This is a genomic window from Marinilabilia rubra, from assembly GCF_003121985.1.
GTDB classification, from domain to species: domain Bacteria; phylum Bacteroidota; class Bacteroidia; order Bacteroidales; family Marinilabiliaceae; genus Marinilabilia; species Marinilabilia rubra.
In genome coordinates, this window is the sequence record NZ_QEWP01000005.1 from 123618 (window position 1) to 150046 (window position 26429).

Below are 26429 nucleotides of genomic sequence, written 5' to 3' on the forward strand. Positions count from 1 at the left end.
ACAATTCTAAAATCCGGCATTACAAGAGACTCTTTGGTGAAACAGATCGAAGGTGACAAAAACACCTGCAAAGGAATACCAGTCATTATTGTGCCAATCAGATGACTCCTGGAAATCATACGGGTCAGATGGATCAATTACTCCAGGCCCCATTTTGTCCAAATCATCCACAAATGTGCGCCTGAATGTCCACTCAAACCCAACATGCACCCAATCAGCCGGTTTCCATTTCACCCCTACGCCGAACGGCAAAGATAATATAAAATGTGGGTTTTCAGAACCGCCACTTTGATCCTCTTCGTATCTGCGGTAAAATGTATAGGCTAAACCACCACTCAGGTAAGGTGTGAAGCGGGTTTCCTCTTTTTTATGAGGATCGTCATATTGAAAAAAATTTATCTCTAACTGAGTAGAAATATCAGCCATAGTCCGCTGAAAACTGTAAGAAGCAGGAGTATTATTAGTGGATGGATAATACGTTTGTTTCTGTGGATAACTCCCTTGTATTTCAACTGCTGTAATAGTCCCTTTAAAAGCAATCCGAGAATTCATCACTGCCCGAACCATACCTCCAAATGCAGGCTTAGCCCGATAAAACTGACGCCCGGGGTTTAAATCTCCATTATAATATGATGCCCCAAGAAAAAAGCCACCTTCTATCCTTTCCTGAGAAATGGCTGAATGAGTCACTCCAAGAAAAAAAATAAAGAGCAATTGCCACTGGCGAAAAATTATACGCATAAACTGTTCCGGGTTAAAAACATCTCATCTCTTTGAGAAACGATGAGCATTCCTGAATATTGCGAACACTTCTAAAACTTATCAATTTCTCCTGTCGGCTCCCCACATCAGTTTGTTTCGCAAAGTAGAATAAAAGCTCTGATTAGACCGTTCCACCATTCTCACAGAAAATCCGGCTTTTCTGATTTTCAACTCAGTACTTTCATCAACCACCACGCTTCTTGAGTCAAGGGAGGCCAGAAACTTTCCACCACGGGCCTCTACTTTCAGGGTCAATTCCATTTCATCGGGAACAACCAAGGGACGGACAGTCAGATTATGAGGTGCGATGGGTGTGATAATGATTCCTTGTGAAGAGGGATGCATAATAGGCCCACCGACACTTAAAGAATAAGCCGTTGACCCCGTCGGAGTACTAACAATAAGCCCATCAGCCCAATAAGAATTCAGATATTCATTATTCAGATAAGTATGAATGGTAATCATAGATGAACTGTCCTGCTTATGAACTGCAAATTCATTGAGTGCATAATTAAAATCCCCCACAAGATTTTTCGGGGTAGTTAATTCAAGTAATGAAAGATCCTTAATTTTATACTCGCCACTATCGATTTCCTCTAATGCAACGGGAAGTTCGTCCCTGGAAATGTCAGCCAGAAACCCAAGTCTACCACTATTGATTCCAACAATCGGGACACCGGCGCTTTGCACAAAAGTAACGGCCTGAAGAAAAGTGCCGTCTCCCCCTATACTGAAAAGCATATCTACGGATGGCAACTCATCAGGCTCATCAAAGAAACCTGCCACTTCGGGCTTAATATTGACTTTCTTCAACAAGAAATCATAAAAAGGTCGATAAATATGAATTTTCGTCCCTTTTTCATACAGGTAATCAAACAACTGATGGCAATTGTTGAAAAACACCTCTCCAAAACTTTTACCGAAAATGGCAACTTCCATTATACTTTTTGTGAACGAAGATAAAAAAATAGACTCAGAAACTATTTTATTTTTGCTTTTGGAATAGGTTTTTGAAGAATTTAATCCTCAGATTATGTCAAAACCGATGCAAATAACAATACTACTTCAGGAAATTTTGATAGAACACAAAAGCCCAAGGCCCGGAAAACATAGCTAAGGATAAAACACTAGTGTCAAGTCAAGCATAGTCTGACGGCCCAAGCCTTACTCTTTCCTCCTTGTGCTTCTCAAAAAAAAGACTCACCTAGCTGCGGCTATGCTTACTTTTTTGTTGTTTTGCACAAGGTGAAAAATAGCGGCGGCTTACCCAACATTCTACACTTGACTTGACACAAGCGGTTTCTCTAAAGACAGATTAAACGTCCAGGTATTTCATCAAAGACTCATAATTCTTACGGGTAGTGTCGTCAACATGGTTTTCACCAAGATAGGTTGCCTTAACCTTGTAACCATAACGCTCAAAAGCATTTACCACACCATTAACATCAACCCGATTGAGTTTGATAGTAATTTTTAATTGCTCGGCAGCATTACTTTGGGAAGCATATAAACTGAGCACTTTTGCGTCAGCATCCTCTACTATCCGGGCCATCTCAGACAAAGCATAATCCCTTGGCCCCACTTCGATTTCAATAATTCCTCCCGGTGTGTGGGCAGCAATAAGCTCAGAAAACTTCAACATCAGATCGTTTTGGGTAACCACTCCTATATATTCCTGTTCAACATTTAGAACAGGCACCAATGTAAGCTTTAGCCTGGCTGCGATTTCAATTATATCATAAATATGCTGATGATCGAAAACATATGGCTTTGCAAGAGAAAGCCGGTGATTCCCCAGAGGTTCATCTGCTGAGTTGAGGTCATAAATATCCGTATCCGCAATTAACCCAAGGAAAATTTTATTATTAACAATGGGCAAATGCGAAACCCTGAAAGCCTCCATCCAATTTAGAGCATCTAGTCCGGAATCGGAGGTTTTCAAAGCAGGAACAATATCTGATATTAAATCTTTTGCCAGCATAAAAATGCGCTTTCTGGAAATACTTTGTAACTTTACCGCCTTATTTAAACAATATAAATGCCAGAATTACTTATGTGGGGAAATTACCACCAAATTTTTAAACATACAAACCATTTTCTGGTTTTCTGTATTGTATTACCTTATTAAATTCGTTTTTTTTCTGATTATGACAAAGCTTAGTGTTAACATCAATAAAATAGCAACTATCAGAAACTCAAGGGGAGGGAATACTCCTGATGTATTGAAAGCTGCAATAGATGTTCAGGAGTTCGGGGCACATGGCGTAACGGTTCATCCAAGACCCGATGAACGCCACATAAAATACAAAGATGTTTATGAAATCAGGCGTATCATTAAGACCGAATTTAACATTGAAGGTTACCCGTCTCCAAAGTTTATGGAATTGGTCAAAAGCGTCAGACCACATCAGGTGACACTTGTTCCTGATCCACCGGAGGCCATCACTTCCAGCTCGGGTTGGGATACTATCAACAACTTGTCTTTCCTTCAGGATATCATTGGTGAATTAAAAGAATATGGCATTCGTACCTCCATCTTTATTGACACCAATCCCGATTTCATTGTCAACGCGGCTAAGACCAACACTGACAGGGTGGAATTATACACCGAACCTTATGCTTCAGGATTTGAAAAAGATCCTGAAAAAGCCATTGCTCCATTTGTGGAAGCTGCCAATATTGCCAATAAATCAGGGGTGAGCATCAATGCCGGACATGACCTTAACCTGCAAAACCTCAAGTTTTTCAATGAAAAAATACCATTCCTGAAAGAAGTTTCAATTGGCCATGCCTTGATTAGTGACGCCCTTTATTTGGGTCTTGAACGTACCATCAGCATGTACAAAGAACTTCTGGTAAAAAACAAATAAGTTATGGAACTGTTTTTTCGGGAAAAAGGTCAGGGCAACAGAACCATTATTATTGTTCACGGACTTTACGGAGCTTCAGACAACTGGCTCTCTGTTGCACGTGAGCTTGAAAATGATTTCAGAGTTATTATGGTTGATCAGCGTAACCATGGAAAATCCCCGCATAGTGAAGAGCACACATATAAGACCATGGCAGATGACCTTAACCAGCTAATGGACAAGCTCAACCTGGAAAAGGCCATCATGATTGGGCACTCAATGGGTGGTAAAACGGTTATGAGATTTTGCCTCGAACATCCCGAAAAGGTAGAAAAAATGATTGTCGTGGACATTGCTCCCAAATCATATGATTCCTTCTCTAACTACGCAGAGGTCACCGCCAATCATAAAAAGATCATAGAAGCTCTGGCTGCAATTGATCCTTCTCAATACGGCGAACGCAAGGATATAGACAAAGCCTTAAGCGGTTCATTCCCTGACAAGAGGCTTAGAGCTTTTCTCATGAAAAACTTAAGAAGGGAGAAAAACGGAACCTACTCCTGGCAACTCAACCTGGAAGCCCTGAAAAATAACATGCAAGAAATCATGGATGGTTTTTCGAACCTTAACAAAGGTGAATCAGAAAAAATGCCTGAGACTGTTTTCATAAAAGGAGAAAATTCCCCTTATATCAATGAAGACGACACCATTTTCATCAACAACCTCTTTCCCGGGTCGCAAATCGTAAACATTCCCGAAGCCGGGCACTGGGTTCATGCCGAAAAGCCTGAATTATTCATAAAAACAATCCGGTATTTTCTAGGATAAAAACGACTGATTAAACCGAAAACACCTTTTCCGGATTTAACAATGGTTCTCCTTTCAATCTCAAAAAAAGCTGTGTGGTAGCCAAGACATCCTTTTCGCAATATTTGGCTATTCTGTCCACATCATTTTCTTCATAATAAACCGATGCCACCTGACTCCCATCGATGTCATCCTTTGGAGAAGGAATTCCGAGAATATGGGTCAACAGGTTTAAGGATGTATAATGTTTAAAATCTCCAAATTTCCATAAATCAAGGGTGTCTATAAATTTAACCTCCCAAGGCTTTTTACCGGCAACATCCAGAATATCTGGCAACGGCAGTCCGTTGATTATCATACGCCTGGCAATATAGGGGAAGTCAAATTCTTTTACATTATGCCCGCAAATATTAGTACCGGGATGCGAGGTGAAACTTTTTAAAGCAACAGAAAACTCATTTAAAAGCTTCACCTCATCGTGTCCGTAAAATGATTTCACCCTAAGAGTTCGCTCCCCGCTTTCGACCTTTATGATACCTGCTGAAATGCAAACAATCTTTCCAAATTCTGAATAAATTCCTGCCCGGGCATAATCTTCTTCAGGCGACACATCTTCTTTTGATATTCTGGAGGACTTCCGCTCCCAGAACTCCTGCATCTTGTTATCGAGCTGATCAAATGAAGAGTATTGAGGCACAGTTTCAATATCTATGTACATTATTTTTTCTGAAGATACATGATCAAGCATAAATTCAATTTTTTAGGAAAGGTTTTTCTTGATAAAATGAGTTAAAATATCAATTGCAACGTGATTCTCCCCTCCCTGAGGAACAATCAGGTCGGCATAGCGCTTGCATGGCTCAATAAACTGAAGATGCATAGGTTTTACAGTCTTCTCATAGCGACTTAAAACCTTATCAATCGTTCGTCCCCGCTCTTCAATATCCCTCTGAATCACACGCATTAAACGATCATCAGCTTCTGCATCAACAAAGACTTTCAGATCCATCAAATCGCGAAGGGCGGGATTGGTCAAAACCAGAATACCTTCAATGATCACCACTTCTTTAGGTTCCATTGGAATGGTCTCTTCCGATCGAAGACAAGACAAATAGGAATAAACCGGTTGCTGAACAGATTGATTGTCCTTCAGTCTTTTCAAGTGATCTACCAACAAATCAAACTCGATGGCATCAGGATGATCGAAGTTTATTTTTTGACGTTCTTCCAGGGGCAGGTGACCATTATCGCGATAGTAAGAGTCCTGAGGTAGAATGGCCACCTCATCGGCAGGCAGCCGTTCCATTATTTTTCGGACAACGGTGGTTTTACCCGACCCGGTACCTCCGGCAATACCAATTACGAGCATATCTCTGATGATTTTTTTTAATTTTACGGCACTAATTTACAACAGATGGTAATAATTAAAAATAAATCCCATGATTAAACACATCGTACTCTTCAAATTTAAAGAGAATCTTGAAGAATCTGAAAAAAGCCAAAGGCTGGAAAAAATCAAAACTGATCTGGAAGCCCTCATTTCCAAAGTTGAAACATTAAAAAAGATGGAAGTCGGATTGAACTGTAATCCCGACGAAAAATATGATCTGGCTCTTATTTCCGAATTTGATTCAATGGAAGGGCTTAAGGCGTATGCCGTCCATCCTGAACATGTAAAAGCAGGCTCCTCAATACGAGAAATACTGGTAGAGCGTGCTTGTGTAGATTATGAATTCTAAAAAAAACGCACGGTCAGAGTAACTCTGACCGTGCGTTCCATATTTTCATCAAACTTAATTCAAATCTCTACAAACTATCTGAATAATAAGCAGGTGGATTCTCTCGTAAATTATATCGTGAAACCATCACCTCGCCATAAGCACCTGCACTTCTCAAAGCAACCAAATTTCCCCGCTGCATTTCGGGCAAATCTAATGCTTTTCCAAAACTGTCGGATGATTCACAGATGGGGCCAACTACATCATAACGAGTCTTGGCGCCTTCCGGATTGGAGATATTTTCCACTTTATGCCCTGCCTGGTAAAGAGCAGGCCTGATCAAATCAGTCATTCCTGCATCCAGGATAGCAAACTTGGTTTTAACCCCCTCTTTTACATAAAGCACTCGTGAAATGACATTACCTGACTGAGCGACCACAGAGCGTCCGAGTTCAAAATGTACTTCCTGCCCGGGTTTAACAGTCAGAAAGTCTTTAAAAACTTTAAAATAAGGAGCAAAATCGGGTATGGGGTTGTCATCAGGATTGTCATAATCAATGCCAAACCCGCCTCCAACATTTATCACCTTTGGAAAAAGATGCTTTGAAATAAACCACTCCTGCAACTCATTTACTCTCAGACAAAGATCCTTAAAATTATCAAGATCAGTAATTTGAGATCCTATATGAAAGTGCATCCCTTCAAACTGAACATTCTTCATGTCCACCATTTTGTCGAGCACATTTTCAAGATCCATCATGCTGATGCCAAATTTATTCTCATCAAGTCCGGTTGTGATATAATGGTGAGTATTGGCATGTACATTTGGGTTAATTCGGAATGCCACACGAGCTTTTTTCCCCATTTTATGGGCGTGGTCATTAATAATTTCAAGTTCGGGTAAAGACTCAACATTGAAACAATAGATATCGTTTTTCAACCCTAACTCAATTTCCCAATCCGCTTTCCCAACTCCTGCAAAAACAATTCCGTCGGCGCTAAAACCAACATCCAATGCTTTTTGAATTTCATACCCACTCACACAGTCAACACCAAACCCATTTTCCCGGATTTTCTCTAAAATCCTGTCATTTGCATTCGCTTTAATGGCATAATGCACGTGAAAGTCATGCTTCCGAGACTCTTTTTTTACAATTGAAAGGGTCTCATTCAGCAGATTCATATCATAATAATAGAATGGCGTCCTGAGTTCTTTAAATTTATCTGTAGGGAATACAGTCATACTCCTGTTGTATATTAAAAAAGTTTTGTGCTCAATGCCTGCAATGCATCCTTCTTGTCCTTAGCATTTATGAGCAACGAAATATTGTGTTCACTTCCACCATATGAAATCATGCGGATAGGAATTTCTTTCAAGGCATCAAAAATTCGATTGGCATAACCTTTATTTTCGGCTACCAAATCTCCCACCACACAAACAATCACCTGGTCATAATCGACCTCAACAGTACTAAACTTTCGAAGATCATCAAGAATTTCTTCCAAATGTCGATTGTTATCAATTGTTACTGAAACCCCAACCTCAGATGTAGTAATCATATCGATAGGGGTTTTATAACTCTCAAAAATTTCAAACACCTTGCGAAGAAAACCAAAAGCCAGCAACATGCGTCCGGAGGTTATTTTAATTGCCGTAATACCATCTTTAGCTGCCACTGCAGTCAATCTGTTTTTATGCTGCGATGAGGAAATAGTTGTTCCTTCGGCATCCGGATCCATTGTATTCAGCACCTTAACCGGGATATTTGCAATTTTTGCCGGCAAAACACTGGTTGGGTGTAAAATTTTTGCCCCGAAATAAGCTAACTCTGCAGCCTCATCGAAAGAAATATTGGCAATCGACTGGGTTTTATCAACATATCTAGGATCATTATTGTGCATTCCATCGATATCAGTCCAGATCTGAATTTCTTCCCCGTTGATGGCTGCTCCAACCAAAGAAGCAGTATAATCACTACCACCACGCTGCAGATTATCAACCTCACCAAAGGCATTGCGACAGATATATCCCTGGGTAATAAAAATTGGTGTATCGGGATATTCACTAAGAATACGCTCAAGATTTTCTCTTATATAACCAGTATCGGGCTCATTGTTTTTATTGGTCCGCATAAAATCCAGAGCGGGCAATAATACAGAATCATGCCCTTGCTCCTGAAGATAGAAATTAAAGAGAGCTGTAGTAATCAGCTCACCTTGCGCCAAAACAGACTTCTCTTCAAATACAGTAAAAACATCTTTGGTAAATGACTTGATGTAATCGAAGTGTGATTTAACCAATTCAAGGCCCTTGTGCTTAAAGTCTTCCTTTGCATAAAGCTCTTCAACAGCATTGAGATACCCACGTTCCAAACGGTTGATCACCTCATTGGCACCATCATAGTTTTTTTTGTATAAGTAGTTTGCTATTTCAACGAGACTATTAGTCGTTCCGGACATGGCCGACAAAACGACAATTTTGCGCCCCGGCCTTGTAACCAATTCCGCGACTTCACGCATACGATCTGCTGAACCTACTGATGTTCCGCCAAACTTAAGTACTTTCATTACGTTATATAGTTTTGGGGGTTGACAATTTTTCATCTTTTGCAGCCTGCAAAGTTATAAATTTACAGAAAACTACCGCATTTAGCTAATAATTCCGCATTCACAAAGCCCCGTCGGCTGCATCCAACCAATATCAGAAGTCTTGATTTATGAGCCCTTGATCGATGACTTCTCCCCTTTCGGGACATCAGGCATATGTACTTCCAGCAATTTACAGCTCCCGGAGGCTTTTATGCTAAATTCTTTTAAATCGGCCGGCACCAAAAGAGTGTCCCCTGCAGTAACTGTTTCTTTTTGATTTTTCTGATAAATCAATTCGGCTTCACCTTCAACACATATCAAAATTACAAAGGAATCCAGATTGTAAATATCTTTTTTCAGCTCTTTGCCCTTTAAATCAATCAAGCTGGTAACGAAATAGGGAGATTCCACTATTTCTGTAATTTCATTTTCCCGGGAAGTGTACTCTGTTTTGTATTCACCGCCACCAGAAAAATCGATGGCATCAAGAGCCTGTGCAGTATGAAGTTCACGAGAATTACCTTTGGCGTCCTTGCGGTCAAAATCGTAAATGCGATAAGTTACATCTGAAGTTTGTTGAATTTCTGCCAGCAAAATACCTTTTCCAATGGCATGTACCCGTCCTGCCGGAATAAAGAAAACATCGCCGGATGCAACTTCATGACTTGCCAAAAGTTTGTCAAGTTCCTTGCTTTCCAAGGCTTTCAGATATTCATCCTTGCTGGTATCCTTTTTAAAGCCGCTGATCAACTCGGCTCCTTTGTCAGCTTGCATCACATACCACATTTCAGTCTTCCCGAAAGAATCGTGACGCTTACGGGCCAATTCATCTTCCGGATGAACCTGAATTGAAAGCGCATCATTGGCATCGATAAATTTTATCAACAGTGGAAATTCAGCTCCATATTTTTCAAAAACCTTATCTCCCACCAATTCGGACATGTAAATTTCCAGCAACTCAGAAAGTGAGTTTCCCTTTAAAAAGCCATTGCTAACAACAGAAACATCTCCGGGAACCCCGCTCAGCTCCCAGCTTTCACCAATATCAGAAGCTTCTCCGGTATTTTTATTTAAAACTGCCTTAAGTTTGGTTCCTCCCCAAAGCCTTTGTTTGAGGATGGGCTCAAATTTTAGTGGATATAGTTTTCTTTCCATGTTTATTATTTTTTGTCCTAAATGCAAATATAAGGACTTCACGTCAACCCATAAGCAACTATTATTCCGGAGCATAAAAGAAGTCAATCAAAGAACAAGCATAAGGAATTGACAAACTGACATTTAGCGCAAATAAAATTCAATGTCTTCAACATCTCTTATTCACTCTTTAAGCTTTTTAAAGAAACTATTAGTTAATACAATAGATCGTTAGATTTTTAGATATTAGATTTAAGATGAATCACATTACACTAATATCCGGAGCTTTAAAGCAATCATGTGTGTTATTCCAAAAAGTTGATTTATAGCCTTTGAAAAAATTTAACGGAGTATTGAGTTATATAATAGATCGTTAGATTTTTAGATATAAAGATGTAAGATGATTCGTACAATCTTGATATTCTGTATTTCAACAAACAAACACCCATAAGCACAAATTACTGACTTGTAGTGTATTGCGAAAGATTAACGGAGTATTGTTATAAAAAACTGCTGTAAAACCGTAAAACATCCTATTTTTGCAAAAAAAAATGCAAATAAAGGAAGCTTCTTTTCTTACCAGCAGTGTCAATCCGAAAGATTGCCCTGCTCCAAACAAGCCCGAATATGCATTTATCGGCCGCTCCAATGTGGGAAAATCCTCGCTTCTTAACATGCTATGCAACAAAAAAAAGCTGGCCAAAACTTCCGGCACCCCCGGTAAAACCCGACTTATCAATCACTTTCTCATTGACCACGCGTGGTACATGGTAGATTTACCTGGCTATGGTTACGCCAAGTTATCTAAGACCGAGCGAGAAAAATTCAAAAATATGATTGACGATTATTTGACAGAAAGAACCAATCTGGCAAACTTATTCGTCTTGATTGATAGCAGACATGCCCCGTTAAAATCTGATTTGGATTTCATGCAGCATATAGGAAACATTGAAATTCCATTCTCAATTGTATTTACCAAAACCGATAAACTTAAGCCCTCTGAACTGGAAGAGAATCTGAAGGTTTATCAAGATAAATTACATGAAGAATGGGAGGATTTGCCACCTGTTTTTCTCACTTCATCCACGTCTAAAAGTGGAAGGGAGGAAATGCTCCGATACATTAAAAACATTAATAAATCACTGGCATGAAGTTAGGTTCCATAACAAAGAAATTTAACTTTAGTGCTAAATAACTATTAATAACAAGCGATTTTTTTTATCTTTGCAAACGAAAGATACTTCTGAAAATAATTGATAAACAGGACTTTAAATGCCACCTAAAGCACCAATCAAACTTTTCACGGGAACCAACACCCGTTATCTCGCCGAAAAAATAAGTCTTTGCAACGGAAGAGAATTAGGGAACATCAACCTCACACAATTCAGCGATGGTGAATTCACCACTGCTTACGAAGAGACCATTAGAGGCTCACATGTGTTCCTTATTCAATCGACTTTTCCGCCATCTGACAATCTTTTTGAATTACTAATGATGATCGATGCAGCCAAAAGAGCTTCAGCTTACAAACTGGTAGCTGTGATTCCATATTTTGGTTTTGCACGTCAGGATCGAAAAGACAAACCCAGAGTGTCAATTGGGGCCAAATTGGTTGCCGATCTATTGACAACTGCAGGAGTGGATCGGGTAATCACCATGGATCTGCATGCTGATCAGATACAAGGTTTTTTTGACATTCCTGTAGATCATCTTTATGCTTCCAGTATTTTTGTTCCGCATATTCGCAAACTTAACCTTGATAATCTGGTAGTCGCATCACCCGATGTGGGAGGAACAAAGCGTGCCAACACCTATGCGAAATTTCTGGATGCACCAATGGTTATTTGTCACAAGCATCGTTCAAAAGCCAATGTGGTTGATGAAATGAGAATCATAGGTGATGTAAAAGGAAAGAATGTTGTTTTAATGGATGACATGATTGACACAGCCGGAACCCTCACCAAAGCTGCCGACATAATGATGGAGCAGGGAGCTCTTAGTGTAAGAGCGTTTGCAACCCATCCGGTTCTTTCGGGGCCTGCTTATGAGAACATTGAAAAGTCCCAGCTTTCAGAAGTTTGCGTAACAGATTCTATTCCTCTGAGACAAAAATCTGAGAAGATAAAAGTGCTGTCAGCAGCTCAACTCCTGGCCGACACCATCGACAAAGTTTATAATTATCAATCTATAAGCACGCAATTTGTAATTTAATTATTACCTTTGCAGCCGCCAAAAACGGCATAGTGTGATGGGAAGTTAAGGTTTCACATTACAATCTTAATTTTGAGTAACACAATTAAAATCAAAGAAATGCAAACAATTGAACTGAAAGCAGCCAAGCGCGAGAATCTTGGCAAAACAGCTACCAAACAGCTTAGAAATGCAGGTCAGGTACCTTGCGTTATTTACGGAGGTGAAGAAACAATTCATGCTTCGGCTCTTCTGAAAGATTTCAACAAGCTTATTTACACACCAAAGGTGCACATTGTTAAGCTTAATGTTGATGGAAAAGTTTATGATGCCGTTATACAGGATGTACAATTCCACCCGGTAAGTGACGATGCCATTCACGTTGATTTTCTTCAGGTATTTGAAGATAAGCCTGTTACTATTGAAATTCCGGTTAAACTTAATGGACTTGCAGCTGGTGTTAAAGCCGGGGGTAAATTGAACCTGGAAAAGCGTAAGCTGAAAGTAAAAGGATTGGCTAAAGATCTTCCTGACACACTGGATGTCGACATTACCAAGCTCGGGCTTGGAAAAGGTATTCAGGTTGGACACTTAAGCTATGACAACTTTGAATTGCTGAATAACAAGAATCAGGTGGTAGTTTCTGTGAAACTTACCAGAGCAGCTCGTGCAGCGGGTCAGTCTGGCGAAGAAGAATAGCACCACAATCATAATTCAAAAACCTCCATATTTCCATATGGGGGTTTTTGTGTTTATGTATTAGTGTTCAGAATCTTTATTTTTGCCTAAGTAAAACTCAATCATGGGCAACATTTTTGATAGAATAAAACAACTTCTGGTTTCAGAAAAAAAGCAATCGGACAACACAGTGAAATACTTAGTAGCAGGCCTTGGAAATATTGGGCGTGAGTATGAGAATACGCGGCACAATATTGGATTTGATGTATTGGACGAACTGGCCAATAAAGAAGGTTTAAAATTTGAAGACCAGAGATATGGCAATGTAGCAGAGTACAAGTTCAAGGGTCGAACATTTGTTCTGCTAAAACCAAGCACTTACGTTAATCTTAGTGGAAAGTCCATAAATTTCTGGATGAAAAAAGAAAAAATTCCGGTTGAAAGACTACTGGTAATCGTGGATGATCTGGCTCTTCCATTTGGCACTTTACGCTTAAAAGCGAAAGGTAGTGACGCCGGCCATAACGGTTTAAAAAACATCCAGGAAGTTCTTGGGCACAACAAGTATGCCCGGTTAAGGTTTGGCCTTGGGGATAATTATTCGCGCGGGCGACAAATTGATTTTGTCCTTGGAAAATGGGATCGCGATGAAGCAGCTGCCCTTCCTGAAAGAATGGATAAAGCGATTGAAATCATTAAAGGATTTGGAACTGTTGGACTGGCACAAACAATGAGTCAATATAACAACAAATAAGCCATATGAACAAGACTGAAAGCGTACGCATTGACAAATTCTTATGGGCCGTAAGGTTATTTAAAACAAGAAGCGTAGCTGCTGAGGCCTGCAAAAAAGGCCGTGTCACTATGGACGATCAACCTGTGAAATCATCTCGTTTAATCCGCCGTGGTGATGAAATTTCTATTAAAGTCCCTCCGGCGCAAAAAACCTTCAAAGTGCTTGATTTGTTCGAGAAACGCATGGGAGCAAAACTGGTTCCCGGGTATATAAAAGACATTACCCCACAGGAGGAACTGGATCTTTTGGATATGGCCCGAATGACTCAGAAAATGAACAGGCCCAAAGGAACAGGGCGCCCCACAAAAAAAGACCGGCGCGACCTGGATCAATTAAACAATCAGGGGTGGGACTTTTTCGAATAATAATTGGTTTTTAAGCAAGTAAACAATGATTATATCAAGACATAAAAAACAAAACGACATTGCAGGATATGTGCTTTATATGTGGCAAATTGAAGACCTGATAAGGGCTTCAAAGCTGAACATGGAAACCATCGAGAAAACAGTCATTGCCCATTATGAACAACCTGATGAAGTAAAACAGGAGTTGAAAGCATGGTACGAAAACCTGGTTGCCATGATGAAGAATGAAAAAATTGAGCAATCGGGTCACCTTCAAGTCATAACCAATACGGTAAACGACATGAACCGATTGCATATTAACCTCATGAACTCCTCAAAAGAAACTGCTTACCAACAACATTTCATGAAAGCAGTACCACTAATAAAAGAGCTTGAGCCTAAAATGAAACCTAAACCTCAGCATGACATTGAATTAATGTTGGCCGCAATGTATAATGCTTTTGTTTTAAAGCTTCAGGGTAAGGAAATTTCTGCTGCAACAACCGAGGCTCTTCAGGTTTTTGGCAAAACATTGTCAATGCTTTCTGCCAAATACGGCGAAGATCAGAAAGGAAAACTTAATCCTGAATAATGGTACAAGTATTTTTCCTGCCAAACCACTTATAACGGTTATTGGCAACCACACGATATCCCCATTTTATCCAGGAGGAAGGAAAAAGCTTAAAAACTGAAGAGAAAACTCTTCCAAACCAGCCGGTTTGTTGCATTATAAAAAGAATTGCGGGGGCTCCATTAATAACTTCATGCCCCTGCAAAACAACAACTTCATCCAACTTTTGCGGCGAAATGCCGTGCTTATGTAAAAGCTCCCGTCCATCATTGGACTGCATAGCAATCAGACGAACTGAATCTCCGAATTTCTTATGAAGCCATTGGGCAAAACCACTACATAACACACAAAAGCCATCAAATAAAACTATCATAGGTGCTTTCAATAGATGCATTGAGAATCCTCATCTGTATTCTGATTCTTATCGCCATCGCATTCCCGGTCAATACAAGTACATTCCCCTGAGGTTCGTAAAAACTCTTCCGGATCTTTAACAAAGCCGGAATTGGCAAACACACCATAAAGAAAATCCCTGTCAAAAAGCCTTTCGGCACAATACGTCTTCTCAAATCTTACCATATGCAAAAGGTTTTACAGGATAATACATCATTTCTTTAAGCAGAAAACGTCATTTAATTGCTTGAACGAAAAATAAGACCTAAATATCCAAAAAGCAACAGTAAAACCTTATAAATAGTTTATCAAAACTCCGGAAGTACGTTAAATCTTCTTAATCAACCACGAGATCAACCCTGCGATTAACCATGCTCAGTCCCCTGGGAGACAACTCCTCTAAAGGAGACAAAGGATTGTCTTCTCCTCTTGGGTAAATTGAAATCCTGTGGGGAGAAATATCCAAATCGCTAACAAAAAATTCCTTTACAGACTCGCATCTTTGACGGCTCAATTCCAGGTTCGTTTCGGCAGATCCACTGGAATCGGAATACCCATAAAGAGAAAGTGTTTTGCTAGAATCATTTAATAATTCAATTGCAACTCTTCCCATCAAAAGTTCATCATCCGGGGAAAAGCGACGGGAAGCTCCGGGAGGGAAAAAAATAGTTTTTACATCATACCGGTCATAAACAACTCTCAAAGTCTCAGTAATAACTACTGAGTCTTTATGCACAGGCCGGTTTTTTTCATATTCGGCTATATCATCTTCAAGTTGCCTGACTTCGTCTTGAAGCCGATTTTCCTGTTTCCGGCCAAACATATCCATCCCTTCTGCCCGATAAGTCCAGCGCATATGTCTTTGATCTTTATCACCAAATTTGTAACTAACATTAAACGCCGTATACAGATAACGATCATTTGTGGCTCCCGTTAAGATGTTATCAAGCCGATCCGCAGCAGAAAACCGGAGCATACTCTCGAGTCCTATATCAAAACTGTTATTAATCCTGTACATAACTCCTAATCCAAACGGTAAAACCAGATCGGCTTCCCGGGCTGTTTTTTTATTCGGATTGGTTTCATCATAACCTAACACCACGTAATCGTCATTAGGAGTATCATAAACCTCATTTCTTCTTGCCACCTCTCCTGTTTCATAATTTATCAATTTACTCCTGAACAATGAGGCACCAACACCTATTTTTAAATAGTAGTTCCACCTGTCTTTTAAAGGCCCGGGTCGAGCTGACATTTGATTGATAACGGCAATCCCATTTATTGAAACGTCCAGAAAATCTCCTTCAAAACCATAACGCCCTTCCTGCCCATACATTTCGCTCTGAAGATATTGCAATTCGAAAGCAAAAGCAGGCACAAGGTGTTTAGTCACCCATACAGATGGGCCTAAATCAATTTTTTGATTGGGAATTAAGCGGTAATCACTTTGATCTGCATAGATAAAGACAGGACCAAAACCACCAGAAACGGACCATGAATTATAAGTCTGGCCGAAAGAAAAAATCATCTCCGGTGTTTTAACAAAGACGGAATCCTTTTCTCTTTTTTGCCCTGTAAGAGAGGCAGATAAGAGCAACAAAACAGTTAATATAAAAAACTTCATTATTCAGATTTTTGATCCCTGATGAGGAATATATCAACCCGGCGGTTGACACTATGAATGCCGCGAGGTGCAAGTTTCTGGGTATCAGACAACAATTTCGATTCGCCTTGTGGTTCTGTCTCAAACCTTGATTTATCAAGTCCGTAGTCATAAACCAGGACTTCCACCACAGCATCACAGCGCCTTTGGCTCAAACGAATATTGTAATCGTCTGTTCCCCGCTCATCACAGTATCCCTGCACTAAAATACGCTCTTCAGGATTTTCCTTCATGAACTTGGCGACCATGGCCAGCACTTTATGTTCGTCAGGCTTGATATTCGACCGGTCAAAATCAAAGAAAACAGAAGCAGCCATAATATCCCTGCGTTCAACAGTTTCCCTGTAAATAAATGTGGTATCGGATGTTGAAGAATCATTGGCAGCAATATAATCTAATCTCTGGCGCAGAGAGTCCAGTTTTTGGGCCATTGGATCCATTTCCCGCTCCCTCTGATAAGCCAGATTAAAGTCTTTGTAAGTCCATAAAGCATGGCGTTTATCTTTTTTTCCAATTTTATAGGTAACAGTTACCGATGCCGACATATAAGAATCATTGTCTGCACCTGTCAGATTCACATCCAAGTTGTCCTGAGTCAGGTTCCTTAAAGTTAGTTCAAATCCTAAATCAAAACTTTTATTCAACCTGTAATCTATTCCCATACCAATGGGAACTACCATTTCACTCACGCGATCTGTTTCCTGAGCAGGATTGGAGCGATCATATCCGACGGCCAGGTAATCCGAATCATCCCAGCCATACGGTCGTGGATATCCCGGAGTGGAATTGTGTACATCTCCTACTGTGATCCACTCTCCTGTTTCGTTAGTTCGCTGGCGGGATCTGAAATAGTTTGCTCCAAGACCAATTTTTCCGTAGATATTGAGCCTGTCCCTGATGGGGCCAAACAACACCAGCTGGTTAATACTAACATTAAGATTAACCGTCAAATCGTAAAAGTTTCCCTCAAAATAACGGGTATTTTTCTGCCCATACATATCAGCCATAAGAAACTGGGCATCGACAGACCATGGACGGCCAAACTGCTTGCTCACCAGAAAAGACGGCCCAAACTTCAAATTACTGCTTGGAAAAACAGTAAAATCAGCTACATCGGTATAATAAAAAACAGGACCGACACCTGCTGTTACCGACCATGTATTATACTTTTTATCAGGATCATAAAGCTGTTCATCTTCAAGATTATAGAAATCTATCTGTTGAGCTGAAACGCTTCCCAGAAACAAAGACAGCAAAAGAAAAAGAATAAATATATACCTCATTAGTTCAGGTCTGTTTGATTAAGTTGTACTGATTTTAGCTTAAATCTAGAACTAAAAAAGATGAGGAGAAAGAAAATTTTTACCAAAAGGGCTATACTTTAGATTAATGAAGGATGTTGCGATAATTTTTTATTGATGGTATAAATTTCCCAAAATTCTCCCACATTAGGTATAACAAATAAAAAACCCCGCCGGCAAAAAACCAACAGGGTACATGATTTATTTAGAGTTACTGAAAATCGCAATAATAAAGGAATTTTAAATGATTAAAACTACTAAATATGGCTCAGATGCAAGGGTATTTTACAACACAAACTGTTTTCCTTACACCTATCAACAAAATAATGTTAATCAAAAGAACAAAATTGCTTTCACTGATAAGAATTTGGCACATTTTGAAATGCATTGCATTTGGCGAACTGCAAGTTCTGCCCTTTTGACTTTTTCATCAGGTTTTATTTAAAATTTTTATTGCTATTTATTTTCAAACTTTTCAAGTCCTGATTTCAGCCATTCAATGTAAGCATCTACATCGGTATTGTATCCTCGCTCTTCAACAAGCTTCTCTTCATCATGACCTAAAATCACATAGTGCGGCTGACTATTTCTCTGAAAACGGGAAATCTGAAAATCACTCCATTTATTACCTACGGTCCGGATCTTCTTCCCGGTTACGGGAGAAACATATTGCTCACCTTCGGGCAGTTCCTGCCTGAAATCAACATATAAAGATGTCAGAACATAATCATTGGCAATCATATCTTTCACTGATGGATCAGACCAAACTGCATCCTCCATTTTTCTGCAATTGGTACATCCTTTTCCTGTAAAATCCAGCAACAATGGTTTGTTTTCTTTTCTGGCATATGCCAGGGCTTTGGCGTAATCATCAAAAGCAGGAATTCCCTGCGGTCCCAAATGCATTTCTTCACTCAACGTTGCAGCTGCCCCACCCGAACCAGGGGCCTTATTACCTACCCCGTAAGGGGATTCTGCATAGTTATTAGGCGGTGGGAATCCACTGATCAGATTTACCGGAGCACCCCATAAACCGGGAATCATATAAATTGTAAATGAAAATACAACCAATCCAAGCATCATTCTTGAAACCGGCAGATGATCCATTGGGGAATCATGAGGCAGTTTTATTTTTCCCATCAGATAAAAGCCCAAGGCTCCAAAAACAGCAATCCAGATAGCAATGAACACTTCACGCTCCAGAATATGAAGTCCCCAGACCATATCGGTAATGCTCAAAAATTTGAAAGCAAAAGCCAATTCCAAAAATCCGAGAACAACCTTTACAGAATTAAGCCACCCACCAGATTTAGGTAAAGAATTCATCCATCCCGGAAAGGCTGCAAATAAAGCGAAAGGTAAAGCCAAAGCCAATGAAAATCCAAACATTCCAATCACCGGGGCCATTCCTCCAACAGAGGCAGCCTGAACAATTAAGGTTCCCACAATTGGTCCTGTGCAGGAGAATGAAACCAGTGCCAATGTAAAGGCCATAAAGAAAATCCCAATAAGGCCTCCTTTATCAGCGCCCTTATCAGCAGCACTAATCCAGGAATTAGGCAAAACTATTTCGAACGCACCAAAGAAGGAAATGGCAAAAACAATCAGCAAGGCAGCAAAAAACAGGTTGAACCAGGGATTCGTTGACAAGGCATTCAATGCATCAGCACCAAAAACGGCAGTAACCACTGTCCCGAGAATAACATAAATCACAATGATAGAGATACCATAGACTATGGCATTCCTAAACCCGATTGCTTTTGTCTTGCTTTGTTTTGTAAAGAAACTCACCGTCATGGGAATCATTGGAAAAACACAGGGTGTCAGTAAAGCTGCAAATCCTCCTAAAAAGGCAAGCCAAAATATGGTCCAGTTACTTTTGGCATCCTCCTCGTTTGAAGGCTCAGATTCAGTTATATCTTCATTTTGGGTTAAACCCTTATCAATTGGCTTGGAGACCTCTTCAACCACCTCTTTTTCATTCTCCTGAGAAACAGCCGACTGCTCACCAATTGGCAAGGAAAAATCAACCCGATCCGGAGGCAAACACTGTTCGTCATCACAAGCCATAAACTCCACATAACCCTCTATAAGAGAAACATCTTTTGATTTCAGCTCCACAGGCAGAATTAACCTCGCACTATTGGAAAACCATGACAATTCCATCCCAAAGGCTTCGTCGAATTGTAATTCAGGTTCTGGTTGCTGTTTTATATCACCTGCCCGAGTGTACAAATCGGAATCTACCAAATTTAAGGAAGTAGGAATTGGCCCGCCCTCCGGAAGAGTGGCAGAATACAAATGCCATGTTGGATCAATAGTGGCATCGGCAACTATCTCAACATGATTTTCTGAGATTTCATTAAGCGAAAACTCCCATTTAACGGGTTCCAGTATTTGACCGCTGGCGGCTATGCCATTCAAAAGAACGGCAAGGAAAAATAAAAAACTAACTTTTTTCATTACAATAAAACGTTTATTTTGCTACCTCTTCAAAAGAAACCAGGCAATTCTTATTTAAATTTTTATTCAAAACACATCAAACTTCAATCTGCTTTTTATAAAGTTTTGAAAATACCAAATATTTTCAAAACCACAATCCTGATACAAAATACTTAAACCAACCGACAGGCTATCAACTTAAACAAAACCAACTAAATGGAACATTTAAGTCTCAAGATCATCTGGAAACTGTTTAAATTTTGTTTTTGGAAGATGTTTTTGAAGAATTGAGTTCTTAGACAAGTCAAAATTGACACGAATAGCAACGCTATTTAAGGATATTTTGACGAAGTATAAGAGCCCAAGACCAGAAAACATCCCAAAGGATAAAACTTAAAAAGTTTCTTAGTTAATAATTTATCCACTCAAAACAATAACGCATTTTCCTGTCCCGTGTTCGACCGACAAAAATCACACTTCCCTACATATTTACATTAATAAATATTTTGTGGTAAAAAAATTGCCTTAAACTTCCATGTGAAGGATAAAGCAATTCTATTTTTTATATACCCGCATCAAAAAGCGAGCCATTTTTTAAGGCATTTTATACACAATGGCATTAATATTCATACCAGCACCAACCGATGTAAAAACAAAATGATCGCCCGGGTGCAAATGATGACTCTCCAGTTCTTTATTAATCAGCAAATCAAACAAAACAGGAACAGTTGCCACCGAATTATTCCCTAAATCCCCTATAGTGAGAGGCATCACATTTTCAGGCACCTGACGAAGACCATAAAGTTTAAACAAACGAGCCAATATGGCATGGTCCATTTTGGCATTGGCCTGATGAATTAACACTTTCTTTATGTCAGAAATATCAACGCCCGCATTTTCCATGCATTTTTTCACCGTTGCAGGAACTGTATGAAGGGCGTATTCGTAGACTTTACGTCCATTCATTTTCAAAAACTGATCTTTGGGATCAACCTCCTTATTGTAAGAGGGTCCCATTTTTAAAAGAAAAGCATTCTTGGCAGTATCGGTTCTGGAAATATGAGACAAAATACCAACCGGTTCTTCACTTTCAGCAGCTTCTAAAACAACAGCTCCGGCACCATCGGAATAAATCATGCTGTCAATGTCATGCAGGTCAGAGACGCGAGACAGAGTTTCGGCTCCAATTACCAGAATTTTCTTTGCAGCACCCGATTTAATATAAAAATCTGCCTGAATCAGGGCCTGGACCCACCCGGGGCAGCCAAAAAGAATATCGTAGGCTACACAATAAGGATTTTCTATTTTGAGCTTATACTTAACCTTGGAGGCAAGCGAGGGAAGAATGTCGGTACGCATAGTTTCTTTACTGACATCCCCGAAATTGTGGGCAACAATGATATAATCGAGACTTTCGGCATCAATTCCGGAAGAATCAATGGCCTTTTGTCCTGCAAAAGCAGCAATATCTGAAGTAACAAGCTCATCATCCACATATCTACGCTGCTCTATCTCGGTAATTTCCCTGAACTTATCAACAATCACCTGATTAGGTTTTGTCATTTGTTCCCCTGAAGGAGAATAAAATTTATGCTCAAGAAAATCTGCATTCTCCACAACTTTGGGTGGCAAGTAGGATCCCGACCCTTTTATTACCGAATAAATTTGCTTTGTCATAACTTTTGAAAATTGTAAAAAACGATTCGCAAAGGAACAAAATTTTTAAATATCCATCACAAAAAGCGAATTTCGTTTATCCCACACTCATTCCATTCACCACATTTTAACCACAAACAAAGAGACACAGTTAATATGGAATTCAAAAATATAAAAAATCCAGAACAAAAAGACTTATTCCTGTTTTATATTAGATCTCAGAAAGGTACCCCTATTAACTAAGGAAACCTACCCGCTTTAAGTTCAAAAAAGGGAATGATTTTTTGAAAGACTATTGTGAGATAGTTCCTAAAAACCTATATTTGCACCCGCATAAAGGATATCAAATCCGCCCGGATGGTGGAATTGGTAGACACGCTGGACTTAAAATCCAGTGGCCATTGCGGCTGTGCGGGTTCAAGTCCCGCTCCGGGTACAAAAAAGCCTCTGCAAATTTTGCAGAGGCTTTTTTTATTTCAGGACCCCGGAAATCTTATTTTAATCCGGAGATCCTTTTTATCTCATTTAACTTATTCAAAGCATCTACCGGGGTGAGATTATCGATATCGAGGTTGATAATTTGGTCCCTGATTTGTTTAAGCACAGGATCATCGAGCTGAAAAAAGCTCATTTGAAAACCTTCACGATTCTGAGCAATATCCCCGACTGGTTTTGAAATGCCACCCTGACGATGGTTGTCCTCCAATTCCCCCAGAATTTCATTGGCCCTTTTCACAACACTGGGAGGCATTCCGGCCATACGTGCAACATGAATACCAAAACTATGCTCACTGCCTCCCGGTACCAGTTTTCGAAGAAAAATGACTTTATTATCCACCTCTTTTACCGAGACATTGTAATTTTTACAGCGCGGATACGACTTCTCCATCTCGTTAAGCTCATGATAATGGGTCGCAAACAAGGTTTTTGCTTTAGCCCGGTTATTTTCATGAATATATTCCACTATTGACCAGGCAATGGAAATTCCGTCATAGGTACTGGTTCCGCGCCCCAGCTCATCAAACAAGACCAGACTCCGGGATGACAAGTTGTTTAGAATGCTCGAAGCCTCATTCATCTCCACCATAAAAGTAGATTCGCCCAAAGAAATATTATCAGAAGCACCAACGCGGGTAAATATTTTATCAACCACGCCTATCGTGGCACTTTCAGCAGGCACAAAACTTCCCACCTGAGAAAGTAGGACGATCAGTGCTGTTTGACGCAAAAGAGCCGATTTACCAGCCATATTAGGACCGGTAATAATAATAATTTGCTGCTTTTCACTATCCAGATAAACATCATTTGGAACATACTCCTCCCCCACGGGCAATTGTTTTTCAATAACAGGATGACGTCCGGCTTTTATGTCAATATCCTCACCTTCAGTCACAACAGGTCGAACATAATTATTCTCAGCAGCCAAAGAAGAAAAACCAATCAGGCAATCCAGCTTAGCCAAAAGATTGGAATTAAGTTGAATGGCCGGAATAAATTCTGAAAGAGCAGAAACCAGGGCATTGTAAAGCTCTGCCTCAAGCACATAGATTCGCTCCTCTGCACCAAGAATTTTTCCTTCATACTCTTTAAGTTCCTCTGTAATGTATCGCTCGGCATTAACAAGAGTTTGTTTCCGAATCCAATCGTCGGGCACTTTATCTTTATGGGTATTTCTGACTTCTATATAATACCCGAAAACATTGTTAAAACTGATTTTCAGACTTGGAATACCCGTTCGTTCAATCTCCCTCTTTTGCAAATCGTTGAGATAGTCCTTCCCTGAAAAGGCAATATTTCTCAAATCATCCAGTTCTTTGGACACACCGTCCCGAATAACATTACCTTTATTGATATTATTCGGAGGATCGGTATCTATCTCCTTTTCAATGCGATCCTTTATGGTAGCACAAGCATTCAACTGATCTCCAATATGATTCAGAACTTCATTATCAGCATTCAGACATAATTCCTTAATAGGCACAACGCTGGAAAGAGCATTGTACATTTGCCGAATCTCGCGCGGAGTAATTCGCCCTGCAGCGACCTTGGAAACTAAACGCTCCAGGTCTCCCACCGGCCGAAGATGGGCCTCTAAATCCATTTTTAGCTGAGGCTCTTTAAAAAAGTGTTCAACCACCGATTGACGGTCCTGAATGGGCTGAACATCCTTTAATGGCAAGGCCACCCAACGTTTAAGAAGTCTGCTCCCCATCGGGGTTATTGATCGATCAATTATATCAATTAATGACCGACCTCCTTCATTTACAGGAGCAAAAATCTCAAGATTACGAATGGTAAACCGATCCAACCATACGTATTTATCTTCATCAATTCGGGATAAACTGGAAATATGCCTGACCTGATGATGCTGAGTAAGATCCAGGTAGTGCATAATAGCACCAGCTGCCACAACACCCAGCTTCATACGTTCAACCCCAAAACCTTTTAACGACTTGGTTTGAAAATGCTTCAGGAGCCTGTCTTTAGCCGATTCTTCAGTAAAGATCCAGTCATCCAGACCATAGGTGTAATGTCCGGGACCAAAAAGCTCTGAAAAAGTTCCCTTTTTATTCTTCTCAAACAGAACTTCCTTCGGTTTAAAACCTGAGATAAGCTTTTCGATGTGATCGAACGGCCCTTCTGCAGTTAAAAACTCACCGGTAGAAATATCCAGAAAAGCGACTCCTCCGTTTTTATGATCCAAATGCACGGCAGCGAGAAAATTATTTTCACGATGTTCCAGAATGTTATCATTTATAGCCACCCCGGGGGTCACCAATTCTGTAACACCGCGTTTAACGATCTTCTTGGTCATCTTCGGATCTTCCAATTGATCACAAACGGCCACCCTTTCTCCTGCTCTCACTAATTTTGGAAGATAGGTATCAAGTGCATGGTGCGGAAAACCGGCCAACTCGATTGAGGAAGCAGAGCCATTGGCCCTCTTTGTAAGTGTGATACCTAATATTTCAGCAGCCTTAACCGCATCTTCTGAAAAAGTCTCGTAGAAATCGCCAACACGAAACAACAAAATAGCATCAGGATATTTTCCCTTGATACTGTAATATTGCTTCATCAGGGGCGTTTGAACAACAGATGTCTTTGATTTAGCCAAAGGGAATATTATTTTAGTGATTTTACCTTAAAAATCTTTCTCACTATTGATTCAGACAATTTTCAAAAAACCTAAACACCTTATCTCTTAAAATCCGGCCTTTTACCTCAATAATAACAAGATGCTTATTTCTGAATGAGAACAGATTGATTTATCCAACAAAATTTTCACAAAGATATAAAGAGAATCAAATTTGAAAGGAGAGTTATGAAAGGTTTTTCATGTTCTCCAATTTTGAAATTAGGGATTCAATTAATATTTTTATCTTCGCAATCAAATCAGAAACAGTAATCAAATTTGTGTATTATGAAATATCTTCTGAAAAACCTGGGAATACTCATGATCATTGCAGCAGTTGTAATATTGGGAGTATATGCAATGAAAGATTTCATTGACAATATCTACCTGATTATTTCATTGTTGCTATTAATTAGTGGAATCTTTGCTCATATTATTCTTAACAGACAAATAGAAGAATGAGAACAGCAATCTTCCTGAGATGAAATAACAAAACGGAGTTGAAAAGAAATGGCTTTTTAATTCCGTTTTTTATTTTTATCCTATTGGTTGTCATTCTCATTCTTTTTTATGGGACTTAAAAGATTTTGCCCTCTTTACTAAACGGCATAAATAAAATCACCTATTCTTTTACAAACAACAGGAACTTCATTTTTACGGAAGCAGTATTCAAGGTCTGCACACCTGCCTTTGGCTTTCAAAATCCCGTAATGTCGGCCATTAGCGGCAAAAAGGCGCATATCATCCTCAACGCTAAGGTATAATTTCCGGGATGCCAAAGCAGCATCTGAGAGCAAAATATCTTTATCAACTTTTGAAATAAGGTCTGCTAAATAACCGGCACACAGAGTGTCTTCCAAAGAAAATCCCCCATCCGTTCCGGAACAAATTAATACAATATTCTCATGTAAAAGGAGAGCATTAACTGTGGATTCTGCATTCAAAAACGAAGCGATAAAAAGATCAGACGCTTTTTCTGCTCCTCTAATTGCTCTTGTGCCATTAGTTGTAGTCATTACTAAGGTCGCATCAGAAACAACCTCATTCTTCATTTCCAACGGGCTGTTTCCATAATCAAATCCATCAATTCGATCGGTATTCCTCTCGCCGGCAAGTATGATTTTAGCATCATTTTCCATCTTGTATTTAAAGGCTTCAGAGGAGGACAGAACGGGAAACACTTTCTCAGCCCCATTATTTAAAGCAGTTACCATAACAGATGTAGCTCGCAAAACATCAACAACAACAGCTGTTTTCCCCTCAATTTTATCTTCTGACAATTCGGATGCCGAAAAAAGTACGTTTAATTTTGAAGTCATATTTTCAACAGATCGTTAGATTTTTAGATACCGGCCTGACGGCAGTCAGGTAAGATTTAAGACGAACCATGTAAGGTTAATAAC

26 protein-coding genes and 1 tRNA gene are annotated in these 26429 nt (G+C 39.7%); 11 read left to right on the forward strand and 16 right to left on the reverse strand.

From position 1 onward, the window contains the following. Positions 1 to 6: 6 nt before the first annotated feature. From porG to DDZ16_RS08040, 3 genes are all read right to left on the reverse strand, one after another. A complete protein-coding gene (gene porG / locus DDZ16_RS08030; protein WP_109263938.1) occupies positions 7 to 741 on the reverse strand; it encodes a type IX secretion system protein PorG in 735 nt (244 codons plus the stop codon). A gap of 81 nt (positions 742 to 822) precedes the next feature. Beyond that, positions 823 to 1701 carry an NAD kinase gene (locus DDZ16_RS08035; protein ID WP_109263939.1) on the reverse strand — a complete coding sequence of 293 codons (879 nt, stop codon included), beginning with the start codon at positions 1699 to 1701 and terminating at the stop codon, positions 823 to 825. Between the two features lie 376 nt (positions 1702 to 2077). Further along, a complete protein-coding gene (locus DDZ16_RS08040) occupies positions 2078 to 2743 on the reverse strand; it encodes a CBS domain-containing protein (RefSeq protein ID WP_109263940.1) in 666 nt (221 codons plus the stop codon). 166 nt (positions 2744 to 2909) lie between these two features. Between DDZ16_RS08040 and DDZ16_RS08045 the strand changes: the two genes are divergently transcribed. Both DDZ16_RS08045 and DDZ16_RS08050 read left to right on the forward strand, forming a co-directional pair. Next, positions 2910 to 3632 (forward strand): pyridoxine 5'-phosphate synthase, encoded by a 723-nt coding sequence (locus DDZ16_RS08045; RefSeq protein ID WP_109264067.1) that lies wholly within the window; start codon positions 2910 to 2912, stop codon positions 3630 to 3632. A 3-nt stretch (positions 3633 to 3635) separates the two neighbouring features. Then, positions 3636 to 4439, forward strand: a complete 804-nt coding sequence (locus tag DDZ16_RS08050) for an alpha/beta fold hydrolase (RefSeq protein ID WP_109263941.1) — start codon at positions 3636 to 3638, stop codon at positions 4437 to 4439. A gap of 10 nt (positions 4440 to 4449) precedes the next feature. Here the strand turns inward: DDZ16_RS08050 and DDZ16_RS08055 are convergent, their stop codons facing one another. Both DDZ16_RS08055 and udk read right to left on the reverse strand, forming a co-directional pair. Further along, on the reverse strand, positions 4450 to 5166 hold the full coding sequence (locus DDZ16_RS08055) for a ribonuclease H-like domain-containing protein (protein ID WP_109263942.1): 717 nt from the start codon (positions 5164 to 5166) through the stop codon (positions 4450 to 4452). A gap of 12 nt (positions 5167 to 5178) precedes the next feature. Beyond that, positions 5179 to 5787, reverse strand: coding sequence for a uridine kinase (gene udk / locus DDZ16_RS08060; protein ID WP_109263943.1), 609 nt, complete (start codon positions 5785 to 5787; stop codon positions 5179 to 5181). Positions 5788 to 5857: 70 nt separating this feature from the next. Between udk and DDZ16_RS08065 the strand changes: the two genes are divergently transcribed. Beyond that, positions 5858 to 6157: a Dabb family protein gene (locus DDZ16_RS08065; RefSeq protein ID WP_109263944.1), complete on the forward strand. Its 300-nt coding sequence runs from the start codon at positions 5858 to 5860 to the stop codon at positions 6155 to 6157. Between the two features lie 67 nt (positions 6158 to 6224). Here DDZ16_RS08065 and lysA read toward each other — a convergent pair whose 3' ends face one another. The 3 genes from lysA to DDZ16_RS08080 all read right to left on the reverse strand — a co-directional run bounded on the left by lysA (position 6225) and on the right by DDZ16_RS08080 (position 9880). Continuing rightward, on the reverse strand, positions 6225 to 7379 hold the full coding sequence (gene lysA / locus DDZ16_RS08070; protein ID WP_109263945.1) for a diaminopimelate decarboxylase: 1155 nt from the start codon (positions 7377 to 7379) through the stop codon (positions 6225 to 6227). 14 nt (positions 7380 to 7393) lie between these two features. Beyond that, entirely contained in the window at positions 7394 to 8704 is a 1311-nt protein-coding gene (locus DDZ16_RS08075; protein ID WP_109263946.1) for an aspartate kinase, read from the reverse strand. A 147-nt stretch (positions 8705 to 8851) separates the two neighbouring features. Next, positions 8852 to 9880: a type I phosphomannose isomerase catalytic subunit gene (locus DDZ16_RS08080; protein WP_109263947.1), complete on the reverse strand. Its 1029-nt coding sequence runs from the start codon at positions 9878 to 9880 to the stop codon at positions 8852 to 8854. A 530-nt stretch (positions 9881 to 10410) separates the two neighbouring features. On the opposite strand from DDZ16_RS08080, the gene yihA reads away from it, so the two are divergent. The 6 genes from yihA to DDZ16_RS08110 all read left to right on the forward strand — a co-directional run bounded on the left by yihA (position 10411) and on the right by DDZ16_RS08110 (position 14459). Next, positions 10411 to 11010 (forward strand): ribosome biogenesis GTP-binding protein YihA/YsxC, encoded by a 600-nt coding sequence (gene yihA / locus DDZ16_RS08085; protein WP_109263948.1) that lies wholly within the window; start codon positions 10411 to 10413, stop codon positions 11008 to 11010. Between the two features lie 121 nt (positions 11011 to 11131). Continuing rightward, the gene (locus DDZ16_RS08090; RefSeq protein ID WP_109263949.1) at positions 11132 to 12070 is read left to right on the forward strand and encodes a ribose-phosphate pyrophosphokinase; all 939 of its coding nucleotides are present in this window, start codon (positions 11132 to 11134) and stop codon (positions 12068 to 12070) included. A gap of 99 nt (positions 12071 to 12169) precedes the next feature. Further along, the gene (locus tag DDZ16_RS08095; RefSeq protein ID WP_109263950.1) at positions 12170 to 12748 is read left to right on the forward strand and encodes a 50S ribosomal protein L25/general stress protein Ctc; all 579 of its coding nucleotides are present in this window, start codon (positions 12170 to 12172) and stop codon (positions 12746 to 12748) included. 103 nt (positions 12749 to 12851) lie between these two features. Beyond that, a complete protein-coding gene (gene pth, locus DDZ16_RS08100; RefSeq protein WP_109263951.1) occupies positions 12852 to 13481 on the forward strand; it encodes an aminoacyl-tRNA hydrolase in 630 nt (209 codons plus the stop codon). A gap of 5 nt (positions 13482 to 13486) precedes the next feature. Beyond that, positions 13487 to 13888 (forward strand): RNA-binding S4 domain-containing protein, encoded by a 402-nt coding sequence (locus DDZ16_RS08105; RefSeq protein WP_109263952.1) that lies wholly within the window; start codon positions 13487 to 13489, stop codon positions 13886 to 13888. Between the two features lie 25 nt (positions 13889 to 13913). Next, positions 13914 to 14459: a DUF4924 family protein gene (locus DDZ16_RS08110; RefSeq protein WP_109263953.1), complete on the forward strand. Its 546-nt coding sequence runs from the start codon at positions 13914 to 13916 to the stop codon at positions 14457 to 14459. Here the strand turns inward: DDZ16_RS08110 and DDZ16_RS08115 are convergent. The 6 genes from DDZ16_RS08115 to DDZ16_RS08145 all read right to left on the reverse strand — a co-directional run bounded on the left by DDZ16_RS08115 (position 14446) and on the right by DDZ16_RS08145 (position 21914). Further along, a complete protein-coding gene (locus tag DDZ16_RS08115; protein WP_109264068.1) occupies positions 14446 to 14811 on the reverse strand; it encodes a thiol-disulfide oxidoreductase DCC family protein in 366 nt (121 codons plus the stop codon). The two genes, DDZ16_RS08110 and DDZ16_RS08115, sit on opposite strands and share 14 nt — an antisense overlap. Before the next feature lie 8 nt (positions 14812 to 14819). Continuing rightward, entirely contained in the window at positions 14820 to 15017 is a 198-nt protein-coding gene (locus DDZ16_RS08120) for a hypothetical protein (protein WP_109263954.1), read from the reverse strand. A 151-nt stretch (positions 15018 to 15168) separates the two neighbouring features. Then, complete coding sequence (locus DDZ16_RS08125; RefSeq protein ID WP_109263955.1) at positions 15169 to 16455, reverse strand: OmpA family protein; 1287 nt, start codon at positions 16453 to 16455, stop codon at positions 15169 to 15171. Then, positions 16455 to 17777, reverse strand: coding sequence for an OmpA family protein (locus DDZ16_RS08130; protein ID WP_109263956.1), 1323 nt, complete (start codon positions 17775 to 17777; stop codon positions 16455 to 16457). The genes DDZ16_RS08125 and DDZ16_RS08130 overlap by 1 nt, the downstream gene beginning before the upstream one ends. 474 nt (positions 17778 to 18251) lie before the next feature. Then, positions 18252 to 20258, reverse strand: coding sequence for a protein-disulfide reductase DsbD family protein (locus DDZ16_RS08140; protein WP_109263958.1), 2007 nt, complete (start codon positions 20256 to 20258; stop codon positions 18252 to 18254). A gap of 573 nt (positions 20259 to 20831) precedes the next feature. Next, complete coding sequence (locus DDZ16_RS08145; RefSeq protein WP_109263959.1) at positions 20832 to 21914, reverse strand: 3-oxoacyl-ACP synthase III family protein; 1083 nt, start codon at positions 21912 to 21914, stop codon at positions 20832 to 20834. 330 nt (positions 21915 to 22244) lie between these two features. On the opposite strand from DDZ16_RS08145, the gene DDZ16_RS08150 reads away from it, so the two are divergent. Then, positions 22245 to 22329: transfer RNA gene (locus DDZ16_RS08150), tRNA-Leu, on the forward strand. A gap of 57 nt (positions 22330 to 22386) precedes the next feature. On the opposite strand, the gene mutS is transcribed toward DDZ16_RS08150, so the two are convergent. Beyond that, positions 22387 to 25008, reverse strand: a complete 2622-nt coding sequence (gene mutS / locus DDZ16_RS08155) for a DNA mismatch repair protein MutS (protein WP_198416685.1) — start codon at positions 25006 to 25008, stop codon at positions 22387 to 22389. Positions 25009 to 25314: 306 nt separating this feature from the next. Here mutS and DDZ16_RS20840 point away from each other — a divergent pair, with 306 nt between their 5' ends. Further along, on the forward strand, positions 25315 to 25488 hold the full coding sequence (locus DDZ16_RS20840; protein ID WP_198416686.1) for a hypothetical protein: 174 nt from the start codon (positions 25315 to 25317) through the stop codon (positions 25486 to 25488). A 137-nt stretch (positions 25489 to 25625) separates the two neighbouring features. Here DDZ16_RS20840 and DDZ16_RS08160 read toward each other — a convergent pair whose 3' ends face one another. After that, the gene (locus DDZ16_RS08160) at positions 25626 to 26345 is read right to left on the reverse strand and encodes a 2-phosphosulfolactate phosphatase (RefSeq protein WP_109263961.1); all 720 of its coding nucleotides are present in this window, start codon (positions 26343 to 26345) and stop codon (positions 25626 to 25628) included. Between the last annotated feature and the right edge of the window lie 84 nt (positions 26346 to 26429).